General features: G+C 58.4%; 27 protein-coding genes. 2 read left to right on the top strand and 25 right to left on the bottom strand.

Annotated elements, in window-relative coordinates; genetic code table 11:
- Positions 1–116: 116 nt before the first annotated feature.
- From ASQ50_RS14890 to ASQ50_RS14875, 4 genes are read right to left on the bottom strand one after another with little or no spacing between them, the layout of a single operon-like run.
- A complete protein-coding gene (locus ASQ50_RS14890) occupies positions 117–920 on the bottom strand; it encodes an energy transducer TonB (protein WP_058090027.1) in 804 nt (267 codons plus the stop codon).
- Entirely contained in the window at positions 920–1,339 is a 420-nt protein-coding gene (locus ASQ50_RS14885; protein WP_058090026.1) for an ExbD/TolR family protein, read from the bottom strand. Before ASQ50_RS14885 ends, ASQ50_RS14890 begins: the two co-directional genes overlap by 1 nt.
- Positions 1,336–1,734: an ExbD/TolR family protein gene (locus tag ASQ50_RS14880; RefSeq protein WP_058090025.1), complete on the bottom strand. Its 399-nt coding sequence runs from the start codon at positions 1,732–1,734 to the stop codon at positions 1,336–1,338. The genes ASQ50_RS14885 and ASQ50_RS14880 overlap by 4 nt, the downstream gene beginning before the upstream one ends.
- The gene (locus ASQ50_RS14875; RefSeq protein WP_068351556.1) at positions 1,724–2,467 is read right to left on the bottom strand and encodes a MotA/TolQ/ExbB proton channel family protein; all 744 of its coding nucleotides are present in this window, start codon (positions 2,465–2,467) and stop codon (positions 1,724–1,726) included. The genes ASQ50_RS14880 and ASQ50_RS14875 overlap by 11 nt, the downstream gene beginning before the upstream one ends.
- A gap of 180 nt (positions 2,468–2,647) precedes the next feature.
- Between ASQ50_RS14875 and ASQ50_RS14870 the strand changes: the two genes are divergently transcribed.
- Positions 2,648–3,094, top strand: a complete 447-nt coding sequence (locus ASQ50_RS14870; protein ID WP_058090024.1) for a hypothetical protein — start codon at positions 2,648–2,650, stop codon at positions 3,092–3,094.
- Positions 3,095–3,107: 13 nt separating this feature from the next.
- On the opposite strand, the gene ASQ50_RS14865 is transcribed toward ASQ50_RS14870, so the two are convergent.
- The 19 genes from ASQ50_RS14865 to ASQ50_RS14775 all read right to left on the bottom strand — a co-directional run bounded on the left by ASQ50_RS14865 (position 3,108) and on the right by ASQ50_RS14775 (position 22,062).
- Positions 3,108–6,803, bottom strand: coding sequence for a DUF6701 domain-containing protein (locus ASQ50_RS14865; protein ID WP_156510022.1), 3,696 nt, complete (start codon positions 6,801–6,803; stop codon positions 3,108–3,110).
- On the bottom strand, positions 6,800–7,216 hold the full coding sequence (locus tag ASQ50_RS14860; protein WP_058090023.1) for a hypothetical protein: 417 nt from the start codon (positions 7,214–7,216) through the stop codon (positions 6,800–6,802). The genes ASQ50_RS14865 and ASQ50_RS14860 overlap by 4 nt, the downstream gene beginning before the upstream one ends.
- Positions 7,206–7,991: a type II secretion system protein J gene (locus ASQ50_RS14855; RefSeq protein ID WP_058090022.1), complete on the bottom strand. Its 786-nt coding sequence runs from the start codon at positions 7,989–7,991 to the stop codon at positions 7,206–7,208. The genes ASQ50_RS14860 and ASQ50_RS14855 overlap by 11 nt, the downstream gene beginning before the upstream one ends.
- Positions 7,991–8,509, bottom strand: coding sequence for a prepilin-type N-terminal cleavage/methylation domain-containing protein (locus tag ASQ50_RS14850; protein WP_058090021.1), 519 nt, complete (start codon positions 8,507–8,509; stop codon positions 7,991–7,993). The genes ASQ50_RS14855 and ASQ50_RS14850 overlap by 1 nt, the downstream gene beginning before the upstream one ends.
- Entirely contained in the window at positions 8,506–8,988 is a 483-nt protein-coding gene (locus ASQ50_RS14845; RefSeq protein ID WP_058090020.1) for a Tfp pilus assembly protein FimT/FimU, read from the bottom strand. The genes ASQ50_RS14850 and ASQ50_RS14845 overlap by 4 nt, the downstream gene beginning before the upstream one ends.
- Positions 8,989–9,051: 63 nt before the next feature.
- Positions 9,052–9,528 (bottom strand): type II secretion system protein, encoded by a 477-nt coding sequence (locus ASQ50_RS21745; RefSeq protein WP_058090019.1) that lies wholly within the window; start codon positions 9,526–9,528, stop codon positions 9,052–9,054.
- A gap of 47 nt (positions 9,529–9,575) precedes the next feature.
- Positions 9,576–10,085, bottom strand: a complete 510-nt coding sequence (locus tag ASQ50_RS21660) for a prepilin-type N-terminal cleavage/methylation domain-containing protein (RefSeq protein ID WP_058090018.1) — start codon at positions 10,083–10,085, stop codon at positions 9,576–9,578.
- A gap of 37 nt (positions 10,086–10,122) precedes the next feature.
- Positions 10,123–10,704 (bottom strand): hypothetical protein, encoded by a 582-nt coding sequence (locus ASQ50_RS14830; RefSeq protein ID WP_227513185.1) that lies wholly within the window; start codon positions 10,702–10,704, stop codon positions 10,123–10,125.
- The gene (locus ASQ50_RS14825) at positions 10,704–11,933 is read right to left on the bottom strand and encodes a type II secretion system F family protein (RefSeq protein WP_058090017.1); all 1,230 of its coding nucleotides are present in this window, start codon (positions 11,931–11,933) and stop codon (positions 10,704–10,706) included. The genes ASQ50_RS14830 and ASQ50_RS14825 overlap by 1 nt, the downstream gene beginning before the upstream one ends.
- Entirely contained in the window at positions 11,933–13,699 is a 1,767-nt protein-coding gene (locus tag ASQ50_RS14820) for a GspE/PulE family protein (RefSeq protein ID WP_058090016.1), read from the bottom strand. The genes ASQ50_RS14825 and ASQ50_RS14820 overlap by 1 nt, the downstream gene beginning before the upstream one ends.
- Positions 13,696–14,793: a tetratricopeptide repeat protein gene (locus tag ASQ50_RS14815; RefSeq protein ID WP_058090015.1), complete on the bottom strand. Its 1,098-nt coding sequence runs from the start codon at positions 14,791–14,793 to the stop codon at positions 13,696–13,698. Before ASQ50_RS14815 ends, ASQ50_RS14820 begins: the two co-directional genes overlap by 4 nt.
- Positions 14,790–15,629: an ExeA family protein gene (locus tag ASQ50_RS14810; RefSeq protein ID WP_058090014.1), complete on the bottom strand. Its 840-nt coding sequence runs from the start codon at positions 15,627–15,629 to the stop codon at positions 14,790–14,792. The genes ASQ50_RS14815 and ASQ50_RS14810 overlap by 4 nt, the downstream gene beginning before the upstream one ends.
- Positions 15,629–17,341, bottom strand: coding sequence for a pilus (MSHA type) biogenesis protein MshL (mshL, locus tag ASQ50_RS14805; protein ID WP_058090013.1), 1,713 nt, complete (start codon positions 17,339–17,341; stop codon positions 15,629–15,631). Before mshL ends, ASQ50_RS14810 begins: the two co-directional genes overlap by 1 nt.
- On the bottom strand, positions 17,338–17,667 hold the full coding sequence (locus ASQ50_RS14800; protein ID WP_058090092.1) for a hypothetical protein: 330 nt from the start codon (positions 17,665–17,667) through the stop codon (positions 17,338–17,340). The genes mshL and ASQ50_RS14800 overlap by 4 nt, the downstream gene beginning before the upstream one ends.
- A 1-nt stretch (position 17,668) precedes the next feature.
- On the bottom strand, positions 17,669–18,346 hold the full coding sequence (gspM, locus tag ASQ50_RS14795; protein WP_058090012.1) for a type II secretion system protein GspM: 678 nt from the start codon (positions 18,344–18,346) through the stop codon (positions 17,669–17,671).
- Positions 18,343–18,963, bottom strand: coding sequence for a PilN domain-containing protein (locus ASQ50_RS14790; RefSeq protein WP_227513184.1), 621 nt, complete (start codon positions 18,961–18,963; stop codon positions 18,343–18,345). Before ASQ50_RS14790 ends, gspM begins: the two co-directional genes overlap by 4 nt.
- Positions 18,960–19,883 (bottom strand): hypothetical protein, encoded by a 924-nt coding sequence (locus tag ASQ50_RS14785; RefSeq protein ID WP_227513183.1) that lies wholly within the window; start codon positions 19,881–19,883, stop codon positions 18,960–18,962. The genes ASQ50_RS14790 and ASQ50_RS14785 overlap by 4 nt, the downstream gene beginning before the upstream one ends.
- 212 nt (positions 19,884–20,095) lie before the next feature.
- On the bottom strand, positions 20,096–20,635 hold the full coding sequence (gene ssb / locus ASQ50_RS14780; protein WP_058090011.1) for a single-stranded DNA-binding protein: 540 nt from the start codon (positions 20,633–20,635) through the stop codon (positions 20,096–20,098).
- A 56-nt stretch (positions 20,636–20,691) separates the two neighbouring features.
- Entirely contained in the window at positions 20,692–22,062 is a 1,371-nt protein-coding gene (locus tag ASQ50_RS14775) for an MFS transporter (RefSeq protein ID WP_058090010.1), read from the bottom strand.
- A gap of 180 nt (positions 22,063–22,242) precedes the next feature.
- On the opposite strand from ASQ50_RS14775, the gene uvrA reads away from it, so the two are divergent.
- Positions 22,243–25,062: an excinuclease ABC subunit UvrA gene (uvrA, locus tag ASQ50_RS14770; protein WP_058090009.1), complete on the top strand. Its 2,820-nt coding sequence runs from the start codon at positions 22,243–22,245 to the stop codon at positions 25,060–25,062.
- 66 nt (positions 25,063–25,128) lie between these two features.
- Here uvrA and rplQ read toward each other — a convergent pair whose 3' ends face one another.
- Positions 25,129–25,527 (bottom strand): 50S ribosomal protein L17, encoded by a 399-nt coding sequence (gene rplQ / locus ASQ50_RS14765; RefSeq protein ID WP_058090008.1) that lies wholly within the window; start codon positions 25,525–25,527, stop codon positions 25,129–25,131.
- A 33-nt stretch (positions 25,528–25,560) separates the two neighbouring features.
- Positions 25,561–26,565, bottom strand: a complete 1,005-nt coding sequence (locus tag ASQ50_RS14760) for a DNA-directed RNA polymerase subunit alpha (RefSeq protein ID WP_008174911.1) — start codon at positions 26,563–26,565, stop codon at positions 25,561–25,563.
- Positions 26,566–26,595 lie beyond the last annotated feature (30 nt).

The following is a 26,595-nucleotide window of genomic DNA, read 5'->3' as shown; positions in this document are numbered from 1 at the left end:
CAGGTTTTTATTGCTGTTGGGGTAACCTTAGAGTGGGGAGCGATTCGGGAGAACTGAACGATGGAACCTGAGGAGGCCTACTTTGGGTCGGGACATTTTCCCGTTAAAGCCGGGCGTTACCGCAGGGAGAAGGCGACGGGCAAGGTCACCGTCAACTCGGGCCGGCCATAATCCGCAGGCACTCCGGGTAACGGTACCGCCCTGGACAACATATCCCGCACCTCGTCATCCAGAGGGCGAAAGCCCGCACTCTTTACCACCCGGGCGTCTGCCACCTGGCCTTGCCGGTTAACCGTAAAGGTCACCTCGACCACGCCTTCCCGACGCATGCGGCGGGCAGACTCGGGGTAACGTTTATAGCGGTTCAGGTGGCCCAGTAACGCTTGCAGATAACGGGCTTCATCGTTCACCACACCACCGCTATCTGCCTGTGTGGCGGGGGTTACCGAGGCATCTTCGGCGGAGGCTAAGTTAGGCTCTGCGGTGGGTGCCGGGTCGGCGCCACTGGTTTCGGGCACCTCCGGCTCCTCTACATCCATATCGGGTTCTGACGTTGTCGATACCGGCTCGACAGGCTCCGGCTCTGGCGTTGGCTGTGGCTTGGGCTCTGGTTCTGGCAGGGGTTCTGGCTTTGTTTCTGGCGACGGCGCGGGCATGGGGGCCTGCAAGGAATCAGGCTTCTGCTGGGGCTCCTCTTTCGGGGTGGCCCGTACCGGCTCCGGATCAGTGTCAGAAGGATTTTCAGCAGGCGACATTTCAGCACTAGCCAGCGTCACAAAAACACCATCGGTCCCTTCATCCGCGGCCACATCCGGCACCGGCTGTTGCGCCAATACACCCTGCACGACCAGAAAGGCTCCGGCATGAAACGCCAGTGCACAGAGCGCACCCGCAAACAGATACCGACGTTTCAACCCCATCACGGGCTCCGCCGCGTGGACAGGTGCACCGATTCAAACCCTGCTTCCGACACCCAGGCCAACACCGGCTGCCATTGCTCTGCCGTTAACGCTTGATCAATCCTGACCAGCACCGGGGATTGGGAGCGCGCCGCTCCATCCACACCCCAGCCATCCGCCAATACCCGCGAGAGCTCGTCGTGCTGGACCGGGGTGCCATTGAGAAAAACCTCACCACCTTCCGTCATCAGAATCTCGACCTGCGCTGACACCTCCGGTCCGCCGGAGTCCATGGCTGGCGGAACAAACGGCAAACCATCAGACGCCCGAATCTGACCGGCCAGCATGAAGAAGATCAGCATCAGAAAGACCACGTTGATCAGCGGTATCAGATGATCGTCATTACTGGCCGCCGGAGCGCTGCCACGTTTGATGTTCATTCTGCCGCCCCAGTGTTCACCGAGACGCTGGCGGCTCCCAACGCCCCTACCTGGTCAAGCAACCAGACCACCTGCTGTATTGAACTCGCCGGATTGGGTGTGAGGATCACGGATCGGTCGCCTCCTGCGAGCAGGTCACTCAGCTGCCTGTCATCCAGAAACACGAGCGGCTCATCCGGCAGGATTGGTCGGCCATCCGGTGCCATCCCCAGCATCAACGGTGGCTCACCGGAGACCTCTGAGCCCTCGCCCGTCGACACCATCAAGTCGAGACTTTGCCACTGGATAAACGAGGAGGTCAGCATGAAAAACAGCAGCAGAATGAACACCACATCAATCAATGGTGTCAGACCAATCAGCTTTCGGGAGGGTGCCGCAGGGCGATCAAGCTGCATGGCCCCGCCGCTCATCACTGGCGTTAAGAGGATTAGCCGCTGGCTCAGACACATTCACCGCGCCGGAAGTATTGCCAACCAAGGGTCCGGTAAACACCGCGGTCAGCGCATCTTCCATCTCATCCACCAGGCGGTCCGTTTTACGCTCAAGGTAGCTGTGCAACATGACCACGGGAATGGCCACGATCAGGCCCGCAGCCGTGGTCAGCAGCGCCTGCCAGATCCCTCCCGACAGCACCGACGGGTCCACCTGGTTACCCGCCGCTTCCATCTGCTGGAACGCCAGAATCATCCCCATTACCGTACCCAGAAGGCCCAGCAATGGGCTTAGTGTGGCAATGACTTCCAGCGGCTTCAGATAGCTCTTGAGCGACGCCAAGTGCCGGGACGCCTGCCGGGCCAGCTCCTCCCGAACCAGTGGTGAGTCACCATGGCGCATCACCGAGGCCATGGCACTGGCCACCAATGCTGGCACCGGCTGCTGGCTGGCCATCAAGAGACTGTGGGCGTCACGCACCTGGCCATCCCGCCACAAAGACAGGCTGTCCGAAACTTTGGTTTTGGATTGCCAGGTGGCCAAAAACAACTGCAGGGATTTGCCAACAATCAACGTGACGGCAACCATGGAGAATACCAACAAGATCGCCACCACCGGCCCGCCAATACCCAGCAATTCCACCAACCCGGGCGTCAACACACCCATTTCCACCAACGGATTCAACCACTCAGACATCACGTCACCCAATCCTGCGCAAATGGCACTGATTCAACCTGAGCCTGACACAATGCCAGGACCGCCTGAACCGCCCTTTGGTCGCCACTTCCCCAACTTTGGTTGTACTACGGAAAGACGCTAGGTATCCCGACTTGTCCGCTGATACTGTCGAAACGAGTGGATGAGGAGAACAACGCGATGAAATTCTGGATAACGCTACTGGTGGCTGGCATCACACTGCCCTTTCAAGCTCACAGTGAAGGCGACCTGACCAGACAAACGCCCATCGTAGTGGAAGTCGAACTGGGCACGACCGAGGGTGAGATGCGATTCAGCCCATCACACCTCGAATTTGAGACTGGTAAGCTCTACCGGCTGGTGCTGATCAACAACAGCCCCCAGCCACACTATTTTTCCTCCAATGGTATGGCACGCTCGGTATTTACCCGCAAGGCACAAACCTACGCACCCGACGGCCAGCGCACAGCCGAAATCAAAGGCCACATCCATGAAATTGAGGTATTTCCAGGCCACAAGGCGGATTGGTGGTTTGTGCCGGTACAAACCGGAGAGTTCAACGACCTGACCTGCCCGGTAGCCAGTCATCAGGAGGCAGGAATGACCGGCAGCATACGCATTTATTGATAACGCCGGTGGCTCAGTTGGCGGGTACTTCCCGCCAGTAGATGATGCGGTCGTTGCCGCGGTAGACGCCGAAGGTGGCGGTGGCGCGGGGGTCTGCTAACACCCCATCGTTGTTCCAATCATACTCCAGCCACTCCGGAACATCCCAGGTCAGCAGATCGGTGCCCTGGGTACCAAGAGGTTCCAGGCGCAATGGCCCGGCTGTGCCTTGGTCGAAAACCCCGGAATCCGCCAGCAGCGCATGGTGAGTTTCGGCCGAATCAATATCGGTCGTTGTCCATGTGGTGCAACTGTCTGCATCATGGGTAACAAACCGCCCGCCCTCAAAAGACTCCACCCGGAACGGCATAAACAAGGCCTCCACCGTTTCCGGGCCGTAAACGTTCTCCATGATCAACCGGCCGTAGCGAATCTCAAAAGAGGCCTCCGGTTCGAAGTCATAGGGGGCCTCCTCCGCCTGAACACCGTCGGTATCCTGAACCGATGTGACGGTAAATTCTAACTGCGGCAAGAATGGCTCTATACGCGTGACCGGGCTCTTCGGATACTCGAACTGATCGTTCGGGTTGAACGAGAACAACATCAGTCCGGGTTCCTGTACGCTGAGTGCGGCCGCCTCCTGAGTGGCAGAAAACGTCATTGGGTCGCCATTGGCATCGGTTGCAGCAAGGTCATTGATAGGAACAAGTGTTGAGACGCCGGCCACCGATAGTCGCCTGAAGCCGTCGGATGTGTAGTTTCGGGTTCGCCCTCCCTGCACAGACAATGGCTCGAGCAGCGCGGTGGGCGCCATCAGCCAACCGAACGGTTGTCCCGTGTAAGTGAACTGCCCTGCCCCGCACTCCGCTTCAAAGGCGCCTGGGTCCACCGTGACCCGGAAGCGATCAGGATAGAAGCGCCCGACCGGAGCACTCCGGCCCTGCGGCAGATCCCGCCCCAGATAAGCACCGGGCGCGGGGCTTGTGAGAAAGCGGAATACACCCACTTCGGACTGATCTACAGCTACCGTGGTTTGCGCATCAACGGCTCGAGCATGATCGTAACTGCCAGGAGAAACCACACCGGTCTCGCCACCGGCAGGGGCCACCAACTCCACCTGTAAAGGAATGCCAGGCCGCTCGAAGTTTGGCGTGACCGGATTACCGGTACAGAAATCCACATCTGTGTCACTCTGCCAACCTGCTGCGGTAATGGTCAGGTCAAAGGATTCCCCTGCCCTACGGAACAACGGGCAGGTCTCATCACCCTGGGAGCACGACGATGCCGCGGAAACACAAAAGCCGGCGGGTACGCTGACAAAGCTGTCCGCGCCAGGCATCAGCAGGCCGGCATCCTCGGTTGCCTCGCTGCCCCGATACAGCGCGTTGAGCTGTATTTGCCCGGCATCCGGGTAGACCACGTCGATCTCCGCAACGCCATCACCATCAAATGCCAAATCGATTCCAGCCGGTGCGGAAGCGTTTATGCCAACCGGCGCCCCATTCAAAGACACCGCTCGACTGACTTCACGGCCACCCGGGCCAGGGTCTACGTATTCGGACCAAAACTCCACAGCTTTGGTTTGGTTGGCAAACGCCGGCACACATTGCTGAGTGACATCGTCCTGACGGACCGCCCGCACTTGAACTGGGCCGGAGGGTCGGTGTGAAATCAGATCGGGAAGGTCAAACGCCAGGCCCGATTCAAAGAAGGGCAGGTCGCAATTCGACGCCGACAAGGATCCGCCTATCTGGCACAGTGTCACGGCCTGGGGGCGTGTTGAAGGATTTGATCCAACAACATCGAGCCTCACGGTTCCGGGCGACGTGTTCTGCAACGTCGCCTCCCCGAAGCCATTGACCAACGACACCACGTTGCCACCTTGCCAACCGTTGGCGGGGGCCAGTGTCGCCTGTACTGGGTCAGTGAATAGCTCAGAGCAATCGGCGTTGCCGCATGCTCGAATCTGTACTGTCTCGGGTTGGCACGTCAGGGCAACGCCGTCATGAAGGATCTCGAAATGGTCTACCTGTTGCCCTACGGGATTCAACTTTAAGGCGCACAGTTCAATGTTTCCAAGCTCATGGATGTTGGTGGAGCCACCAGTGGAACCCGTCAGGGAGAGCAGGAAATTCTCCGGCACCGCGGGCTGGCCGGGCTCCGCCAGCGCATTGAACGGAGCAATAAGCGTCTGGAAATTGTTACCACTTCCGGAAGTATCCCGCTCTACCGACACGATGGCCTGGCCCGCCAGCCTGGAATCAACGGTGATTCGATAGCGCTGGGCCGTGGGGTTAGTACCGGCCTGATCGATGCCCGGCGACAGCGTGTTGGTGCCTCTCAGGTAACGATAATTGCCCTGATAGGCGCCGCGAATAGCAACGGCGTCTGCCCGGGAACCGGGGCCTCCCTGCCGCCCCTCTGTGGGATTGGAAAAGTTGCCAAACTCATCCAGCCCGATCCCGAGCCAACCGCCTGCAAACCCGGGGTCGCCATTGTTTCGCTGGGCATATCCCAGTGAACCACCGAAGCTTCCTGGCTGCGGCGTTATAGCGGAATCCGACAACACAATCGCCAGCCCGTCTGCACCACTGCCACCGTAAGCGAAATAGTCGAACTCGAGAATCACCAGATTGTCGGCGCCTGGAATCTCTCGTTGCAGCGTCGCTGCTGTCGACTGATTACTGACGGCTTGGGTCATTCTTAATCGACCGTTGACGACCGAGGGGGTGAAGCTTCCACTGGCCACAGAAGTAACCCAATCGTCCGTAGACAGGCTTCCACCGTCGAAGTCATCGACAAAACAGGTCAGGCCGTCATTTGGGTCTGTAACCCTGATCAGTATCTCATCCTCGCCAAACGGCTGTTCGCCTCCGCAGAAAAACAGAAAGCAGTTCTGATAGCGAGATTCGAACCGCACTATGTAATCACCCGGTTGATCAAATGTAACGGCTCGGGTTACCGGTGAACGGTCGCATAATGTCGGCGTACTAGTGGATGACTGGACCAGTAAACCGTTAACCAACCACCGATCATTCCACCTCTGGTTAAAGGTAGACTCAACGTCTGAACACCCCTCCCCCCTGACAGCCAGGGACACAGCGTTCCCAACTTCCACTGCAACCGGTCCAACACTGTCACCATTGGCGGAAAGCTCCACGCGTCTGGCACACAGTCCGGCCAACAAGCCCTGCTCAATGCCGCTGTAGTCTGCCACCGGGCCGGTATTGCCGGTGCTGATGCCGCCACCGGCTGCCAGGCCACCCGTGATCACAGCATTATTGCCAACGCTGATCGACCCGGCGGCGTAGAGCAGCCCATTGACCTGGGCGTTGTTCCCCAAGGTCAGACTGCCTCTGGTCACCAATAACAACTGGCCCGGATCACCGTCCGCATTGATTGCAATGTTATTCCCAAAGCCTTGCGAACCATTGATAAAAATCCTTACCTGGGCACCGTCTGCGACATTCAATTGGTACCCATTACCGAGGCTCGCACTGCCGAAATAATAGTCACCGGCGGCCAGTGTCGTGCCTGATGCTGGCCATGGATTGTTAGCCCAGGGCACCCCCGAAAGGTCCAGAGTATTTCCGGAAGCCTGCAGGTTGCTGTTGACACCACTGGGAGCACCGAACACATCTGAACATTGGGCTGCCCAAGCTGGCGGTGCTACCAAAAACAAGGCAAAAAGCACTGCCAACATGGCGCAGGAGAAGTGACGGGGCCTCATCGTACTCTGACCTCCAGGACTCGCTCCGCGGCATCCGCGCCTGAACCACAGACACCCCTGCTCGTGATGGTGTAGAGCGTGTCCCCGCCACTGCCCCCCGTGCTCCCGGATGCATCCTCTGCGGAACAAGCCAGCAACGCCGAGCAGCTTGAAAGGGATGCCTCGGTGAAATTCAGCACCCAGGAAGCCGGACAGGACCGCCCGCCATAGAGGACGTCAGCAACCGCGACCTGAGCACCGCTTTCTGCGGAGAAAAAGGCGCGCTGAGACTGGATTTGCAGACTTACCGCGTTGCTGGAACTCTGTTGCAACTGAGCCATCCCGATCACCAGCAGCGCCAGTACGGTGATGATAAACAGAGCGACCGGCAAACCGGCACCGCCCTGATTGTGAATCGATCGCTCAGGGTACATTGCGAATTTGCACCTCCTGGCTTAATTGAGTGGTCTCGTCACCATTGAGGTTTGCCAACTCAAATTCAAAATTCACCACCGCCGCCCGTTGCAACGAGGGTGGCGTTACTTTCAGATCGAACGAACCGCCGACCAGGTTGGCACTCATAACCTCCCGAGTTCCACCGGCTCCGTTCAGGGCAGCAGCAGAAGGCTGAGTGGAGCCTGGAGAGTACCCGGTGAATCGATAAAGCCATTGCCCAACCTGACAGACACTGACCGGGCTTGTGATGGCGTAAACGCGTTTTTCCGGTGAGCGCTCGCGAAAACGATGACTGGCGGACAGTTCAATGGTTGTATCACTATCCGCGACCGCATTAATGGCCGGTGAAACCGGCCCAGGATCGGAGGTGCCGTAGAGATCGGACTGGGCCGAGCCGTAGCCGTATACCACCAGCCGGGCACCGGCGGGGACAGCTCGGCCGAAGGGTACTATGCTCACTTCATCAAAGCCTGGGCCTGTTGTCAGGGATTCATAGCCGGTGCCGGCGATCACCGGCAGCCATTCCAGACATTCGCCGTTCTCGCGAACGGACAGGGGAAACGCTTCGCGAACCTCCCGAGTGATTTGCTCACTGATCACCACGCCTTGCAGCGCACGCTGTTGCCGGTCACTGACATCAAGGGCTCCACGTGTGGACAGGGCGACAAACTGTACCGAGATGGTGGCCACAATACCCAACAGCACGATGACCATCACCAGCTCAACCAGGGTGAACCCCTGTTGCCGGCGCATCAGAAATTCCCCCGGTAGGCACTGAACAGGTAGGCATTGCCGGACGGGTCGGTAACGGTGATATCGATGCGTTTGGCTTCATGATTGCTCAGGCCCACTTCTGTGCCGGCACAGGCCACCGAAATAGACACCTGAAAATTGCTGTAGCCCGATAACGATTCCTCCTCGCTGTTCTCGGGCGGCGCGTTATTCAGGGTGTGATAATCGTCCACATCATTGAACGTGCGCCGTGTTTCGCCATCAGGCCCAAGGTTGTTGCAATCCGCATCGCCGGCATCCACCGCTCCTCCGCCCACGGGCGAATCATGGGCAAAGGATTTGGAAAGGATTTCGTCCATGTAGAGTTGTGACAATGCCACCGCACGGGTCTGATTCAAGGGATCAGCGCTTCGGCCGGTGATCAAGGCAAAGGCACCAACAACGCCGGCGATGGCAATACTGATAATGACAATGGTCATCACCAGCTCCACCAGGGTCGCGCCCTGCTGGCGAAGACTAGGGTGCCGGCAAGGCCTCATGAACAAGGCCCCTGATACACGGCGCCAAGGGAGCTCAGGCAAAGGGTAAAGTCTCTGTCACCTGAGATCTGAAATTGGAGACTTTGACCACTGAACGGTGCCGCCAGGCGCCCCATTCGGTCAAAGTTGATGGTAAACCCGCCGCCAGGAATCGGAGTGAGCCCGGATTGACCGGCTACCTGATACGCCACACTGGCGCCCTCACGGCGGATGGAAAACAGGGAATCCGCCGCCTCGAACTCAAAAGCATTCGAGGTTTGGCGGATGGTTACGGAATTGGAGGTATTACCCGCCAGCGCTGCTTGTTGGGCAAGCAGCGTGGCGGAGGCTAGTTGTTGGGTGGCTAGCAATGGCGAGAACGCGGTGTTTCTGGCGAACAGGCCGACTCCCAAGGCGGAAAGTACGCCGATAAGGATAACGACCATGACCAATTCTACCAAAGTGAACCCAGAATCATTGAGGGCGTACTCTTTGGTCATATCCCAGCCCACCTCGCAATCCCAGGTTCACCAGATCATCCATCACGCGTAAAGTGTCGGCAGTTAAGGTGTCACCACACATGTGTCGGCATCGGCATTCAGCTGACCAACAGCGCTGACAGTTGAAGGAATGTTCTCTCCGGTCGACTCAGTGAAATTGAAACACGGCTTGTTTGCCGCCGCCTCTGTGGCAACGAAAGCTCCACCTGTACCGATTGCATAATCGCTCAACTGGGCAGCTTGCTCTAATGAGCTGGCTGCGAGGTATCCATTCACCAGGTTGATCGATTGCCCCTCAAGCGTGATTGGACCAGCACCTGTCTCACTCCGTGCCAAAGCGGTGGAACGAACTATCCCCATAGCGGCCTGCACGCTACCGCGTGCGCCCTCAATAGAAGCTCGTTCGGCGTCTCCGCTCAAATCCGCAAACCGCGGCAAAGCAAACGCCGCCAGAATACCCAAAATCACAATCACCATAACCAGTTCGATCAGGGTGAAACCTTTGTCTTTCCGTGAAGCAATTGCTGTCATCGCATTCATAGTGCTACCTCTTCGCTCTTCGTTAAGTCGTTTTGAAATTCAATTGATTAATTAATCGTTGTTGTTATTTCACCGGTGTCGGCGTCGTAACCAATGGTGCTATTTTGCCCATCCAACTGGTACGTAAAGATACAGTCGCCACCGCTGACCGTGGTTACGTATTCAGGGTTCGCTCCACTCACTGTTGGTGCATTCGACTGAAGCACACCCAGCCAAACCTCTTGGCATTTCGCTGGTGTCATCACAGGACTGGTATCGTCCGAAGCCACTGACGTTGGCCAACCATCGTCGCTGACATCGACATTGCCATTGCCGAAGCCCTGGACATCAATTTGTGCTGTGGTGAATCCATTGGAAACCCACTGCGTTTTAGTCAGCGCCACACCGGCAGCCAATGCCCCAGCAGTGGCACGAATGCTGGACTGATGCGCCTGCTCCGAAAGCTGCGCAAACCTCGGCAACGCGAAGGCCGCCAGTATCGCCAGGATGGCAATCACCACCACCAGCTCGATCAGGGTGAAACCCTTCTGTTTTTGCCTGCTGTTGTACTGCATCATTCGTCGCCTCTTGCCTGTGATCTGTCGTGTTATCCCGTCAGCGGCTGGCGTCCTGCCTGTTCGCTGTGGTTTCTGTCAACGGCACCGGTGCCAGTTTCAGGCCGGTGGGCCGCTGTGCTTGCTCCCGCAGGTTATTCCCGCTGCGGTTTGCAAATTCGGTTGTCACTGTCCAGGCGAGGGGTTGGCCGGGTTCTGCAAGCAGCCCTTCAATGGTTATCGGCTGCTTTGGGTTATAAATTAACCAACCTTGGCCATCTTCGCCTGTTTCTTTTTGTTGCCCGGGGCGAAAGCACCAGTCACCTTGCTTCGGACCTACATCGTTGCATTCGCCCGAGTAGGTGGGCCATTGGTGGTCCAGCCAGTCGAAGGGGTTACGCCCTTCCAGATCCTCCAGACTGCCCTGCCGGCTCAGCATGGTTTCGGCCCCTTTCACCACCAGCGCCGCCCGTAACTGGCTAAACACCATGTTCACGCTCTGTTGTTCCACCCGCTGCAGCTCGCGCTCCAGTTTGCCCAGCAACACCCACCAGAGGGTGAACAGCACCGTAACAGCGACAAACAATCGCATGCGCCGGGCGTTGGCCAGCCCACTGGCGGAAGACCAGGCCGGCTCGCGCACTACCCGCGCCCCATGGCGGCAGCTCCCAGGTCCCAGATGGGCAGAAACACGCCCAGCGCCAATATCAGTACCAGGATGCCCATGGCCACAATCAGAATCGGCTCTATGGATTCCGCCAGCCGTTTCAGGCCGTAGTCCACGTCTTCGTCGTAGAAATCCGCCACGTTGTTGAGCATGTCATCCACCGAGCCGGTTTCCTCGCCCACGGCGATCATCTGCAAAATCAGCGGGGTGAACATTTCGCTGGCGCGGGCGGTGCGCAGCAGGCTTTCGCCGCGTTCAATGCCCAGGCGCATATCCTTGATGTGGTGCGCTATCCAGGCGTTGTCTGTGGCATCGGCGACCACGGTCAAGGCGTGGGTCACCGGCATACCAGCTTTCAGCATGGTGGCGAAGTTCCGGGCAAACCGGCTGAGGGTAATCAGCTCCAGCAGGGGGCCGATAATCGGGAGCTTCAGCTTGTAGCGGTCCCAGATTTCCCGCCCCTGTTCTGTCTGCTTCCACTGGCGCACGAGCACACCGGCAGCGGCGAAACCAAACAGCATCACATACCAGTAATTGAGCAGGAAGTTAGACGTGCCCACCAAGACCTGGGTCAGGAAGGGCAAGTCGGCCCCCATGCGGCTGAACACCGATGCAAACCGGGGAATGACGAGAAAGTTCACCACCATCAGGGCCGCCAGCAGGGCCACCACCACAAAGGTGGGGTAACGCAGGGCCTGTTTTACCCGGCGTTTGGTGTCCCGTTCCAGTTCCAGGATTTCCGACAGGCGCTTGAACGCGTCATCCAGCATGCCCGTATTTTCGCCCACGTGGATCATGGCGATGAACAGGTCGGAGAATACTTTCGGGTGCGCCTGCATGGCCGTGGCCATGGTGTTACCACCTTCGAGGCGATTGGTGATGTCTTCCAGTACCTCCGCCAGAACCGGTGAACGGGAGGTTTCCGCCAACCCGCGCATGGTGCGGATCAGCGGGATGCCCGCTTTGGTGAGCGCGTGCATTTGCCGGCAGAACACAATCAGTTCATCCAGCGTTACTTTTTTGCGGAAGATGGCCAGGTTGTTTACCCGGTCCATGCCAGATTGCGTTTGCACCTGTTCCTGAATGGCCAGCGGGGTAATACCACGGCGCATCAGTTCACTGGCCGCCGCATCCACGTTGGCGGCGGTCAGTGAACCTTGCTGGACAACACCCCGGTTGTCTTTACCCCGGTAGCTGAACTGCATCAGTCATCTACCCCTATGGCGCCGTCGGCTGCCAGATCGTCACCTTCCAGCAATGCACCTTCTGTAGTGGCCGCCACCCGTGCAACCTCCTGTAGAGAGGTCACGCCCTGCAGGGCATAGTCCATGGCGCACTGGCCAAGCGGTCGGAACAATGGGCTCTTGCGGGCAGCCCGGGTAAAGTCGGACACGTCCTTTCTGCGCAAGGCGTCCAGCATGTCTTCGTTCATTTCCAGCATTTCGTACACGCCCACCCGACCCTTGTAACCGGTGTTGCTGCATTGGTAGCAGCCACGGCCGTGCACGAAGCCGGCCTCGATATCCAGTGGGTCCAGGTCGAAGGACTGCAGCCACACCAGTTCCTGCTCAGAAGGCTGGTAGGTTTCCTTACAGTTATCGCACACTCGGCGCACCAGGCGCTGGGCCACAACGCCCAGCAGGGAGCTGGCCACCAGGAACGGCTCAGCGCCCATGTCGATCAAACGCATGGCACTGCTGATGGAATCGTTGGTGTGCAGGGTGGACAGTACCAGGTGCCCGGTCATGGCGGCGCGCAGGCCGATTTCCACGGTTTCGTGGTCCCGCATCTCACCCACCAGGATGATGTCCGGGTCTTGCCGCAGGGCGGAGCGCAACACCGTGGCGAACTCCAGCCCGATTTTCGGGTTTACCTGTACCTGGGTGATGCGCGGCAGCCGGTATTCCACCGGGTCTTCGGCGGTGATGATCTTCACTTCCGCCTTGTTCAGCTCGGTCAGGGCACCGTAGAGGGTGGTGGTTTTACCACTACCGGTGGGGCCGGTGACCAGAATCATGCCATGGGGCTTTTTGATCAGTTTGCGGAAGCGGTCCAGCAGGTGTGGCGGCATGCCGGTGCTTTCCAGATCCAGAGTGCCCTGGCTCTGATCCAGCAAACGCATTACCACCGATTCGCCGTACTGAACCGGCATGGTGGATACCCGCACATCAATGCTGCGGCCTTTTACTCGAACGTTGAAGCGGCCATCCTGGGGCAGACGTTTCTCGGAAATGTTGAGCCCGGCCATCAGCTTCAGGCGCAGAACAAGCGCTGCATTCACGCGCTTTTCTTTCATCACCTGTTCTTGCAGTACGCCATCCACCCGCTGGCGAATGCGCACTACCGTCTCGTCAGGTTCGATGTGAATATCAGAGCTTCTGGCCTGCACCGCATCCTCAAACAGGGTTTGCAGAAGCTTGACCACCGGGGCGTCGGCGCTTTCGGATTCGGCGGACAGGTCAGCCAGGTCGAAAGCGTCATCACCCAGTTCGTCTTCCAGCTCTTCCGCCAGGGAGGCTATTTCATCGGTGCGGCGGTAGACCAGATCAAGGGTGTTGAGCAGTTCGCTCTCCCGCACCACCGCCTGTTTGATGGGCTGCTTGAGCACCCGCACCAGTTCGTCGTAGGCAAAAATATCCAGCGGGTCCGCCATGCCCACCAACAGCTCTCCGCCCTGTTCCGCCAGCACAATGGCCCGGAACCGGCGCGCCATGGCTTCCGGCAGTTTCTTAACCAGTTCGTTATTGAACTGGTAATGGCGCAGCTGAACAAAGGGCACGTCTAACTGGCGGGACAGGATGTTGAGCAGGTTGTCCTCGTCGACATAGCCGAGCTCGATGAGCGTTCGGCCAAGCTTGCGACCGGTGCTTTTCTGCTCCCGCAGGGCAGTCATCAACTGTTGTTCAGTGATGACATTATTCTGAACCAGCAGGTCGCCTATGCGGATTTTCTTTTTCGGTTCCGTACTCATGATTCCGCCTGCAAGACTGATATGCGTTGCCGCGCGTAGTCCGCCAGTGAAGCAGACAGTCCGGGCATGGCCGCAGCCTGGGTATAGGCCTGCAGCGCACTTCGGTTGCGCCCGCCGGTTTCCAGCGCAATGGCCAGCCCCAGCCACCAGGCGCCCTGGCTGTCATCGTGGGCAATTAACTCCGACCAGTGGCCAGCGGATTCATCGGCTGCGCCGGCCTGCTGCAACAAGGTGGCCAGGGTAATGCGATATTCCACCTGTTCAGCCACCGGGGGCACCCGGGCCTGCAACGTAGCGATTGCCAGGTTCAAATCGCCCAGTGCCAGTTGGGCGCGGGCTTTCAGCAATCTCAGGCTGGCATGTTCGTTGGTCACAGAGTCCGGTAGCCATTCCAGAGCACGCCCGGGCCTATCCAGAACCAGCATCTCCCGAGCAAAGATCTCCCGGCTTCGGGGAGCCGTTTGACGGGTGGTCAGTTCCGTCAGTGCACGCTCTGCCTCACCATTGCGACCGGTTGCCAGCAAGCGGGCCAGTTCACGACTGGTGCGCAGGTCGACGGCTTCCGGCGTTTCCCGTTGCTGCTTTACCGGTGCCCGGCTCTCGGTGTTCGCCTCAGACACAGAGGGTTGTGGCTGCGTTTGCACCGACTGAAAAACGTCTGGCTCATTCTGGGCCGCCGCGGGCTCCACATCGGCCGGCTTCAATGGCTCCGGCGCTGTCTCGGTTACCAACGCCACCTCAGCAGGTGAAGAATCATCAGGCGTTGATGGCTCGGTTCTGGCTGCAGGCTCAGCAGGCAAGGGTTCAACAATGACCTGTGGCTGAGCGGGTGTCTCAGTGATCTCTTGCGCTTCAGGCATCGGCTCAACGCTGGCGATTTCGGCGACAACCACCTGCTCTTCAGAATCACCTGACAGCAACCACCAGGCGCCCGCGCCACTGGTCAGCGCCAGTGCCAGAATTAATAAAAGCACGATCAGCGCCCTGGACCGCCCTGTATCCCGAGCCATCGGCTGGCCAGTGTAGGCACCAGCCAGTCGGGTATGGTTCTGGCGCTCCTCAGCCGCTCGCAGAGCATCGTTCAACAAGCTCATACCCACCTCCGGATCCAGGAAACGGGGCGGGCACTCTCTGTGTCTTTCACCGCTTGTAAGGCGTGCTTCCTGGCCACCTGCCGATCTCCCCGGCCCCAGGCCGCCAGCATGGATTTATGGGCCAGGACATTGACCAGCCGGGGAATACCGCCGGATGAACGCCAGATGACTTTTAATGCTGCCGGGGCAAAAATGTCCGCTCCGTTATAGCCGGCCCGGGCCAGGCGATGCCGCAGGTACTGGCCCACGGATTCCTGGCCCAGAGGCTGCAAGCGGGTCTGAAACGTAATCCGCTGGCGCAACTGGCGCAGGCTGTCCTTCGCCAGGATGGTGTCCAGCTCCGGCTGGCCAAACAGCACAATCTGCAACAACCGGGTACTTTCGGTTTCCAGGTTGGTCAGCAACCGCAGCGCCTCAATGGTTTCTTCCGGCATGGCCTGGGCTTCATCAATCACCAGTACCGCCGGGCTTTGTTCCATGGCCAGAGCAATCAATCGCTGGTTCAGTGCCTTGAGAATCTGGTGGCCGTTACTGCACCCGGCCACGTCGACACCCAGTTCCTCGGCAACCGCCTCATAGAGGGTCTCCGGCGGCAGGTTCGGATTGGGTATGTAAGCCGTGCAGGCGGTCTTATCCAGTTCGTTGAGCAACAAGCGGCAGAGCAGGGTCTTGCCGGTACCTACCTCACCAGTCACCTTGATAAAGCCTTCCCGCTGCTGCAACGCCACCAACAGCAGTTCCAGCGCATCGGCATGGCTCGGCGCCCGGAGGAAATACCGGGTGTTTGGCGTCAATGCGAACGGTGCTTCCTGCAGTCCAAAGTGGCTTTCGTACATCAGCGGGGGGCCGTCTCCGCCTGGGGTTTGACCGACTCTGCCGAGTTCAGCAGATCTCTGAGCACGTTCATCCGCTCCCGGCTGGCCTGGACATCCGCCTGCATTTGGCCAGCGTTGGCGACCATGGGCCGTATCAGGATGACCAATTCGCTCTTGCGGGATTCGAAGCGACGCTGCTTGAACAATTCCCCCACCAGCGGAATATCACTGAAGAAGGGCACGGCGGAGGTGGTGTCTTCACTGGTATCCTGAATCAAGCCACCGATCACCACGATCTGCCCGCTTTCTGCCCGAATCACGCTGTCGGTTTCACGTACCGTGCTGCGCGCCAGCGGCAGGGTGACATCCCGCTCGCCGATGGTGATGACCTTTTCCTGGTCATTCACTTCGCTGACGGACGGATGCACGTGCAACGTGATGGCGCCACTGTCGGAAATCTGTGGGGTAACATCCAGGGAAATGCCGGAGAAGAACGGCGTCAGCTCCACCGAGGTGGAGGTTCGGTCGGTGGCGGTTACCGCCGAGTTGTTATCATTGAAATCAATATCGGTGACGAAGAACTCGTCAGTACCCACCTTGATGACGGCTTTCTGGTTGTTGATGGTGGATATGCGCGGGCTCGACAGAATCTGCACGTTGCCCTGCTGACCCAACAGCTGAATAAGACCGGTGAAATCGCCGGCGCTCACCGTGGCGGAGAACAGCCCGCCAATATCAGGGGTGCGGATCGGCTGACCCGCCAGCGACTGGGCCGTGAAATAATCGGCACGACCGGCGGAGCTCTGGACGTCAGCCCAGTTGATGCCCTGCTGGTAGCCCTCGTTCAGCGTAACCTCCAGTATTTTCGCTTCCAGAACAACCTGACGCTGCATGATCAGCTCTGTCCGGCGCAGGTAATCCTCCACCATCCGCAAATCGTCAGAGCCCGCCCGGACCATCACCAGGCCCGCGCCAGCGTTAACCACTACCCGGCCATCGTTACCCACGATCATAGCCACCGTCTGGCGAATATCCCGCCAGAAGTCAGACTCGGTATCGGTCGAAATGGTGGTGCCCACCAGATTTCGGGTCTCGTTACCGGTATTGGAATTGGAGTTTGAGTTGGAAGCACCGTTGCCACTGGCCCGGGCGCTGCTGACCTGGCCCGAACTTACCCGGGTTTCTGAGCCACCGCGGCGTTTGAAATGCAGGTAGTCAATGGGGAAAAGTCTTGTCTGTATCCGGTCTTCCGCCACCCGAAACAGCCGGCCATTACGCTGGATATCCAGACCGTATAAATCCGCAGCAATCTCCATGACTTCCGGAACGGTGACATCGCTCAGGCGCAGATCAACCGGTGCCGTAACGCCCGGATGGACCACCACGTTATAGCGGGTGCCCTCCACCAGCGCTTCAAAGAAGCTCGAAGCTGGAACGCCGCGGGCGTTCACATCAAAACGCTCGTCCTGCTCCTGCGCGCTGGACAGGGGCGGCAACAACTGACTGCTGATTTCCGCGGCTGATACAGGAGCAGGATCACCGGATGCGGAGCCCGAGGCAGGGGTTTGCCGCTCAGCTTCGGCCAGCGCCTGGTCAATCTGATCGGCAACGTCTGTTGATGTGGCAGCAGACGTCCGCATCAGCGGGTTATTGGCGCAGGCAACCAGCGTTAGTGAGAGCATGGCAGCTGCGAGAGGTCTGAGTGTTGTCATCATGGTCCGACTGTCTGTCATGGGGTTCTCCGCACCTGCGGGAGCGGTTCCGGATACAGGGTTCTGGGTTGGCCGCGATCTGTTACTTCTACCCGATCTTTGAAGATACGGCGCACACGTATGTTGTCGTGGCTGTCGCCCTCTTTCAGGGCTACACCCTCAATGACGGCAATCCGCCGCTCCTTGCCCAGGAGGATCGAGCCCAGCCGAATCTCCCGGGCCGGCGATGCCACCACTGGCTGCGAGTCAGCGCCGGGAGGTCGGGTCGGGTCTTGCAAGGCATAGGCCTGGAGCGAGCCCAGTGACACCAACACCATCATCAAACATCTGAACAAAGGATGTGCCATCTCAAACTCCCAGCCAGGCGGCATCAAGGCTCAGGGTGCGCACCCGGATGGTCGCTTCACCCTTGGGCCAGGCACCGGCCTGATAGTCCAGTTGTATCCACCCCAGACGCTCATCCATGGTTTCGAGCCGCTGTAGATACGCCAGCACATCGAGATAACCACCCCGGATGGTCAGCTCCACGTCATGAGCATAGAGCAAGGGCTCTGCCGCTTGCCGATTACCCGCCTCTGGTTGGGCACCGTCATAAACCGGTGTTGGCGTGCGCAATGTCATGGATTCCAACTGCAAGCCCTGTTGAGCTGAGAGCATGTCCCGCAACAGCGTGACCATGTCCCTCGGTGCGATCAGCTGCCCCGTAGTCTCGGTAATTTCCTGATCCAACCGCTCCAGGCGGCTTTGCCGAGAAGCCAGTCGCTGGCGCAAGGCCTCCGAAGGGTCACCGGCCAACTGGCTGTTGAGGGTTTCCTGCTGGCTAAGCAAACTGTTCTGCGTAGCCATTAGTGCCTGCACACGGTTGTTGAGTTGCTGCTGCCGGGTTTCCACTGGGGTAATCAACAACTCCCAGCCCACGACAAACGTGAGCACACAGGCAGTCAGGACAATCAAAACCCGCTCACGGACCGGGCGGTCGTTGTACCATTGCGCAGTGGTGGCCAGGGAATCTGCCAATTTACTCATCGCCCCGACGCCTCCCCCGGTTGTGTTGCAACACGAAATTCCACCCACTGATGATTGGCTTCGTCGTCAGGCCGCTGCAACCGGAAATCGCCAAAGGTTTCACCAACAAACGCCGGCTCGTCACCCAGGCGCGCAAGGTAGCTGGGCACCAGTTCCGCCGCCCGGGTTCTGCCCTCGAGACGCATGGCCGAGGGAAGCGATTGCAAGCGCACGGCTGTCAGCCAGAGGTCCTCTGGAACCTGGCGCGCCAGGGCCGAAAGCCGCCCGGAAAAACCACCATGGTTGTGGGTTGCCAGGCCTTCCACCCGTTCAAGCAGACGCTGCCTGCGAGCAATTGTCTCAGTGATCCGCGCCAGCGAGGCTTCCAGCTCAGGGTCTGGTTGCCTCGCCTGCACCTGGTTGGCCATGGTGGCAACCGCCGTTTCCAGATTCCGGTTCTGCTGTTCCAGCCGCTCTACCTGCTGCTCCAGCGTCTGATTGTGCCCGCGGCCAAAAGCCATGACGGCCACGAGTAGCACCAATACGATCCCAACCAAGGCTCCGGCCGTACCGGCATGCAGCCGCTGTCTTGTGGGGCGAAGTTCCTGGGTATACAGGTTCACCTGTTGCCTGATCATGCCTGACTCCCCTGGCCAAGCGCCGCACTCCAGGCGGGCAGGCATCGGCTATCAAGCGCGTCAGACAAGCCAAACTGGCTCCACTCAGGCACCTCGATACCGGCCGCCATGTACGATGAGAGCATGGAGTTCAACGGCAATACCGAATCCCGGGCCACCAGTTGGATGGTTGACGGTGGCACTTGGCCGAGCTGGCTCTCGAAATAGTCCATGGATCGCTGAATCTCCAGCGCCAGGGATTGCACCGCATTCTCCTGGCTGGAGGCATCCCGCAGGTCATCATAAGACAGCTCAAGACGGCGGGAGAGATACAGGGTATCGCCCTGGCATATGACCATCTGGCCATAGCGGTCACGAAGATGAACCAGAGCCACCCCCCTGTTCGACTGGTCCAGGCGGGCCGCCAGATTTCGCAGGGCCAGTTCGGCAATATCGATTCGATCCAACTCAAGGCCTGCGTCCGTTACCAGTCCGATCAGCTCACGAACCAGTGACTTGCGAGCCGCTACAACGTTCACCAGCGGGCCACGCCCACGGGACGCGTCTTCCGGAAAGGCAAACACATCCGACACGGCGTCGGCCGGGCTGAAGTCGAGGAAATCCTTGAGTTTCCATTTGAGCGCATCGGCCAGCTCACTGTCCTCAACACCCTCCGGACGCTCAACCTGAAACACCTGATATTGATCAATGGGCAGAACCAGAACCGCAGGCACACCGGCCCAGCCCTGGTCGTCCACCAGCTTGCTGAGCGTGTCCTGCCGTTGTGCAGGAACACACTCAACAAAGCCCAGAGACTGCCCGGGCGAAGCAGCGGCTCTGGCCCAGGCAATGCCATCCGGGCGAACCTCAAGACAGACAGGCTGCCCAGAAGGCTTGCGGCGGATCAGTTTTTGTAGAGTCGTAACAAGATTCAGGATCATGGATTCCCAGGTCGTGACCACAGCTCTGCTGCCGGTCGGCGTGCACAAGGTGTTTAAATTATCAGCACTTTTAACACAGGCTTACATGATAGTTGAGAAAGTGAACGTAACTCTACGTTTCACCGACTGATTTCACGGAGATTTTGCAACTCGTTAACAAAAAAACCCGCGCAGAGCACGGGCTTTTTGATTGTCGATGAGCTGGATCACGTTCAGAAGGGAATGTCGTCATCAAAATCATCAATCGGCTCCGGCATGCCACCGCTCTGCTGCCCCTGAGGGTTATAACCCCCGGACGGCTGCTGAGCCTGGCCACCCTGCTGCTGGGGCGGAGCATTATACTGAGATTGGGGTTGCTGCTGCGGCCGGCCCTGGGGAGCGCCCTGATTCATGCCACCTTCGCCACCGCGGCTGTCGAGCATCTGCATCTGGCCGTTGATGTCTACCACAATCTCGGTGGTGTATACGTCCTGTCCTTCTTTATTCTGCCACTTGCGGGTTTGCAGGCGACCCTCGATATACACCTTGGAACCTTTACGCAGGTACTGGCCGGCCACTTCCGCCACCTTGCCGAACAGCACAACCCGGTGCCATTCGGTTCTCGGTACCATCTGGCCAGTCTGGCGATCCTTGTAACTTTCATCGGTAGCCAGGTTGAGATTCACAACCGCGTTGCCATTCGGGGTATAGCGGGTATCCGGGTCCTGGCCCAGATTACCAATGAGAATTACCTTGTTAATGCCTCGTGCCATCTTCTGCTCCTGATCGATTTTCCGGAACTCGTGCGGTCCATGCACGCATCCTTTGTTTAAGAACCTTTACCCTGCCGCACAAATTCAAAGTGCGCAAGCTGATCTTCATGAAAATGCTGACGGTCCACTTTTAAGTAAGCGGTTGCCGCGTCTTCCACAATCACCACGTCCTGCACGCCGGGCAGGCGGCGCAATGTCTCATCAATCTCATCAAAACCGGCAGGCAGCACCTGCTCCAACTCAACCACAAAGCTCGTGGTGTAATTCGGCGCCGGCATCGTCAGTGCTACCAGAAACCAGGCAGCCAAACCACCGGCCATTAACCAGAGAACGCCTTCCAGGCCGGCAGATTGTAGCAAGTAACCGCCCAGGGCACCGCCGAGAAACGCACCAAAAAACTGCGACGTCGAGTAAACCCCCATCGCGGTCCCCTTACTGGCGGCCGGAGCTTCTTTGCTGATCAATGAGGGCAGGCTGGCTTCCAGAAGGTTAAACGCCATAAAGAAGAAGAACAGTACGCCCCAGGCCAGCCAGAGACTCTGCTCCACACCGGTCAGTGCGGCCGTTGCCAGCGAAAGCAGGGCGATGGCACCGCAAAGCACCGGTTTCATCACCCGCTTTTTCTCGCCAATGATGATAAACGGCACCATGGCGAAGAAGGATGTCACCATCACCGTCAGGTAGAACCACCAATGGGAAACGCTGGCCAGCCCCAACTGATCCTGAAGCATGGTGGGAAACACCAGAAACAGCGCTGTCAGGGCAAAATGGAGGATGAAGATACCGAAGTCCAGCCGCAGCAGGCGACCGTCCCGCAGCACCCGCCCGACCATCTCCCTCGCGGGATGAGTATCCGCGCTGATTCTGTGGGCATGGGGTGTTGGCACCACTCTGGCGACGATGAACAAGGCCACCATGGCCATGGCGGCCGTTGCATAGAAAATGCCGGACAATCCCCAGAGCGAGCCCAGGAGAGGCCCAACCACCAGTGATACCGAGAACGACAGACCAATGGAAATGCCCACCATAGCCATTGCCTTGGTGCGCTCTTCCTCGCGGGTCAGATCGCTTAACAGGGCCATCAACACGCTGGCAATCGCGCCTGCCCCCTGAAGAATCCGTCCGGCAATCACAACGTATATGGAGTCGGTGGAGGCTGCCAGCAGGCTTCCAGCGGCGAACAGCATCAGCCCGATATAGATCATCCGCTTGCGGCCAACCCGGTCAGACAGCAAGCCGAACGGAATCTGCAACAGGGCCTGACTGAGACCATAGGCCCCAATCGCCAAACCAATGAGCGCAGGCGTTGCGCCCTGCAGATCACTACCGAGCAACACGAACACCGGCATGACCATGAACAGGCCAAGCATACGCATTGCGTACACCGAGGCCAAAGCCGTAACAGAGCGTTTTTCAAGCGCGTTCATGCTTACCTGTGCCGGATTGAAAAAATTGGGAAGGCAGCTACTGGCTGCGAGCGGCGCATTGTACCAGATGCGCCCCGGGTGAGGGACTACCCAAGACAGCATACCCCAGGCGGCACAACACCAGTTTCGCCGGGGGCTACCGAAAACGATATAATGGTGGTTTTACTCAAGCGAGGTGTTATGGACCATATCCAGATCAAAGGCGCACGTACGCACAACCTGAAGAACATCGACCTGGATATGCCAAGAGACAAACTCATTGTCATCACCGGGCTGTCAGGTTCAGGAAAATCCTCACTGGCTTTCGACACCCTCTATGCCGAAGGGCAGCGCCGGTATGTTGAGTCTTTGTCCACCTACGCGCGACAATTCCTGTCGATGATGGAAAAACCCGATGTTGACCACATCGAAGGCCTGTCACCCGCCATTTCCATTGAACAGAAGTCCACATCCCATAACCCTCGCTCAACCGTTGGCACCATCACTGAAATCTACGACTACCTGCGACTGCTTTTTGCCCGGTCCGGCGAACCCCGCTGCCCGGACCACGGCCAGCCGCTGGAAGCCCAGACCGTGAGCCAGATGGTTGATCAGGTCCTGGCAATGCCCGAAGGCAGCAAACTGATGATCCTGGCGCCGGTGATCAGGGATCGAAAAGGCGAGCACCTCCAGGTGATTGATACCATGCGCAGCCAGGGTTTCATCCGCCTTAGGATCGACGGCACGGTTTATGACATCGATGATGTTCCGGCACTGGACAAGAAGCGCAAACACCAGATTGATGTCGTGGTAGACCGCTTCAAGGTCAAAGAGGGCCTGGAACAGCGATTGGCGGAAAGTTTCGAAACCGCCCTTGAGTTGGCCGATGGTATCGCGCTGGTCGCCCCAATGACCGGAGACGGCGAAGAACAGACCTTCTCGGCACGCTATGCCTGTACCCAATGCGGGTATTCACTGAGCGAACTCGAACCCAAGCTCTTCTCCTTCAACAACCCGGCCGGCGCCTGCCCCACCTGTGACGGTCTGGGAGTGCGCCAGTTCTTTGATGCCGAGAAGGTTATCCAGAACCCGGAAGCCACACTGGCCTCCGGCGCGATTAAAGGCTGGGACCGGCGCGCGGTCTACTATTTCCAGATGCTGACCAGCGTGGCCGAGCATTATGACATCGACCTGGAAACGCCGTGGGAAGACTTGCCAGAACCGTTTCAGCGAGCACTGCTCTATGGCTCTGGCAATGAAGACATCAGCTTCCGGTACGTCAATTCCCGTGGCCAGATCATGGAGAGAGCCCACCCCTTTGAGGGCATCATCCCGAACCTGGAACGCCGCTACCGGGAGACAGACTCCCAAAGCATGCGCGAGGAACTGGCCCGCAACCTGAGCACCCAGCCGTGCAAAGACTGCGGAGGCACCCGGCTTCGCCGCGGCGCCCGCAACGTCTTTATTGAAGAACGGACACTACCGGAAATCACTCACCTGCCGGTAGGCGACGCTCACCGCTACTTCAGCGAGCTGACTCTTCCTGGCCGTAAAGGTGAAATCGCCGAAAAAATCCTCAAGGAAGTGCGGGAACGCTTACAATTCCTGGTCAATGTCGGCCTTGAGTACCTGACACTGGAACGCAGCGCAGACACCCTCTCCGGTGGCGAGGCACAACGGATTCGCCTGGCCAGCCAGATTGGCGCCGGGCTGGTGGGCGTCATGTATATCCTGGACGAGCCATCCATCGGACTGCACCAGCGGGACAACGACCGGCTGCTGGCCACCCTCACCCACCTGCGCGACCTAGGCAATACCGTGATTGTCGTCGAGCACGACGAAGACGCCATTCGTGCTGCCGATTATGTCATTGATATTGGCCCCGGTGCCGGCGTACACGGTGGTGAAATCGTTGCCCGCGGCACCCCGGAAGACATTATCGCCAACCCGGCGTCGATGACCGGCCAATATCTCAGCGGCAAGAAAGAAATTGCCATTCCAAAAACCCGAAACAAGGGTAACGGCAAACACCTGTTGTTATCCGGCGCCACTGGCAACAACCTTCAGGACGTCACCCTCACACTGCCACTGGGGGTCATGACGTGCGTAACCGGGGTCTCCGGTTCCGGCAAATCCACCCTGGTCAACAGCACCCTCTACCCGGTAGCTGCTGCCAAGCTGAACAAGGCCACCAGCCTGAACCATGCCCCCTATAAAAACCTCAAGGGCCTGGATCACCTCGACAAGGTTATCGACATTGATCAAAGTCCGATCGGGCGCACGCCCCGGTCGAATCCGGCGACATACACCGGCCTGTTCACCCCCATCCGCGAACTCTTCGCCGGCACCCAGGAAGCAAGGTCTCGCGGCTACAAGCCCGGCCGATTCTCCTTCAACGTCAAAGGCGGACGCTGTGAAGCCTGCCAGGGTGACGGCGTAATCAAAGTGGAAATGCACTTCCTGCCGGACGTCTACGTGCCCTGCGACATCTGCAAAGGCAAACGCTACAACCGGGAAACCCTGGAAGTCCGCTACAAGGGCAAGAACATCAACGAAGTGCTGGAGATGACCGTAGAGGAAGGGCGAGAGTTCTTCGACGCCGTCCCCTTTATCGCCAGAAAACTGCAAACCCTCATGGACGTGGGCTTGTCCTACATCCGTCTTGGACAGAGTGCGGTCACCCTATCGGGTGGTGAAGCCCAGCGGGTAAAACTGGCCAAGGAACTGTCCAAGCGCGACACCGGCAAAACCCTGTACATTCTCGACGAGCCCACCACCGGCTTGCACTTCTACGACATCCAGCAACTGTTGAACGTCCTTGAACGCCTGAGGGATCACGGCAACACCATCGTGGTCATCGAGCACAACCTGGATGTGATCAAAACGGCCGACTGGATTGTCGACCTGGGGCCAGAGGGTGGTTCTGGTGGAGGGCAGATTATTGCCGAAGGTACGCCGGAGGAAGTGGCGGACAATCCGGCGTCACATACCGGGCGTTACCTGAAACCTATGCTCAAGTAGATTTTAGCCACAAAAAAACCGGGAACCTTTCGGAACCCGGTTTTTTTTGGAACTGGAGCGTAGATTTTACTCTTCGCCTTCGTCCACTTCTTCAGCCTCGATATCCAGAGGACGGCCGACCAGCTCTACGAACGCCATAGGGGCATTGTCGCCAGCACGGAAACCGCACTTCAGAATACGAAGGTAACCACCCGGACGCTCGCTGTAACGGGGGCCCAGCTCATTAAACAGCTTGGCTACCGCAGCATCGCTACGCAGGCGTGAGAACGCCAGACGACGATTTGCAACCGAATCATTCTTTGCGAGCGTGATCAACGGCTCGGCTACACGACGAAGCTCTTTGGCTTTCGGCAGCGTTGTCTTGATCAGCTCATGTTCAACCAGTGACGCAGTCATGTTACGGAACATGGCCTTGCGATGCGCACTGGTCCTGCTGAACTTACGACCACTCTTACGATGACGCATTGCTCTGATTCCTTACCTTAAACTAATCGGCGATCAACCGCCCAGAACCCGGTCATCACCACGAAGGCTTGCCGGCGGCCAGTTATCAAGACGCATGCCCAGAGACAAACCACGGGACGCCAGAACGTCCTTGATCTCGGTCAGCGACTTTTTGCCAAGGTTAGGCGTCTTCAGCAGCTCCACTTCGGTGCGCTGGATAAGATCGCCGATATAGTAAATGTTTTCTGCCTTCAAGCAGTTAGCTGAACGCACAGTCAATTCCAGATCATCAACCGGGCGCAGCAGAATCGGATCGATTTCTTCCTCTTCTTCTACACGCTCCGGCTCTTTCTCATGATCGAAATCTACAAACACAGCCAGCTGCTGCTGGAGAATCGTGGCCGCCCGGCGAATCGCTTCTTCCGGATCGATGGTGCCATTGGTCTCCAGATCAATAACAAGCTTGTCCAGATCTGTACGCTGCTCAACCCGTGCACTTTCGACGGCATAGGCCACTCGGCGAACCGGGCTGAACGTAGCATCAAGCTGCAAACGTCCGATGGCACGAGTTTCATCCTCGTCCAGACCACGCTGATCAGCCGGCTCATAGCCGCGACCGCGGGCAACACGCAAACGCATGTTGACTTCGCCGTTTTCGCTCAGGTGACAGATCACGTGCTCGGGGTTAGCGATTTCCACATCGTGGTCCAGCTTGATATCGCCGGCAGTCACTACACCCGGGCCCTTCTTGCTGAGCGTCAGCTCAGCATCGTCACGGCCGTTCATCTTTACGGCGACGCCCTTGAGATTCAGAAGAATCTCGATGACGTCCTCCTGGACACCCTCAATGGCGCTGTACTCGTGCAGGACACCGTCGATCTGTGCTTCAGTCACGGCGCAGCCCGGCATCGAAGACAAGAGAATGCGACGCAGTGCGCTACCCAGGGTGTGACCGAAACCGCGCTCAAGCGGCTCCAGTGTAACCTTGGCGCGCGTGGCGCTGGATTCTTTCACGTCAATGGTACGAGGTGTCAATAACTCATGTACTGAACGCTGCATAGACGCCCCTATCTGCTATCGTTGCTAACT

Source organism: Marinobacter sp. LQ44 (assembly GCF_001447155.2).
Classification (GTDB): Bacteria; Pseudomonadota; Gammaproteobacteria; order Pseudomonadales; family Oleiphilaceae; genus Marinobacter.
Note: the sequence above shows the minus strand (reverse complement) of the source record. Positions and strands in the feature narration are given on the sequence as shown.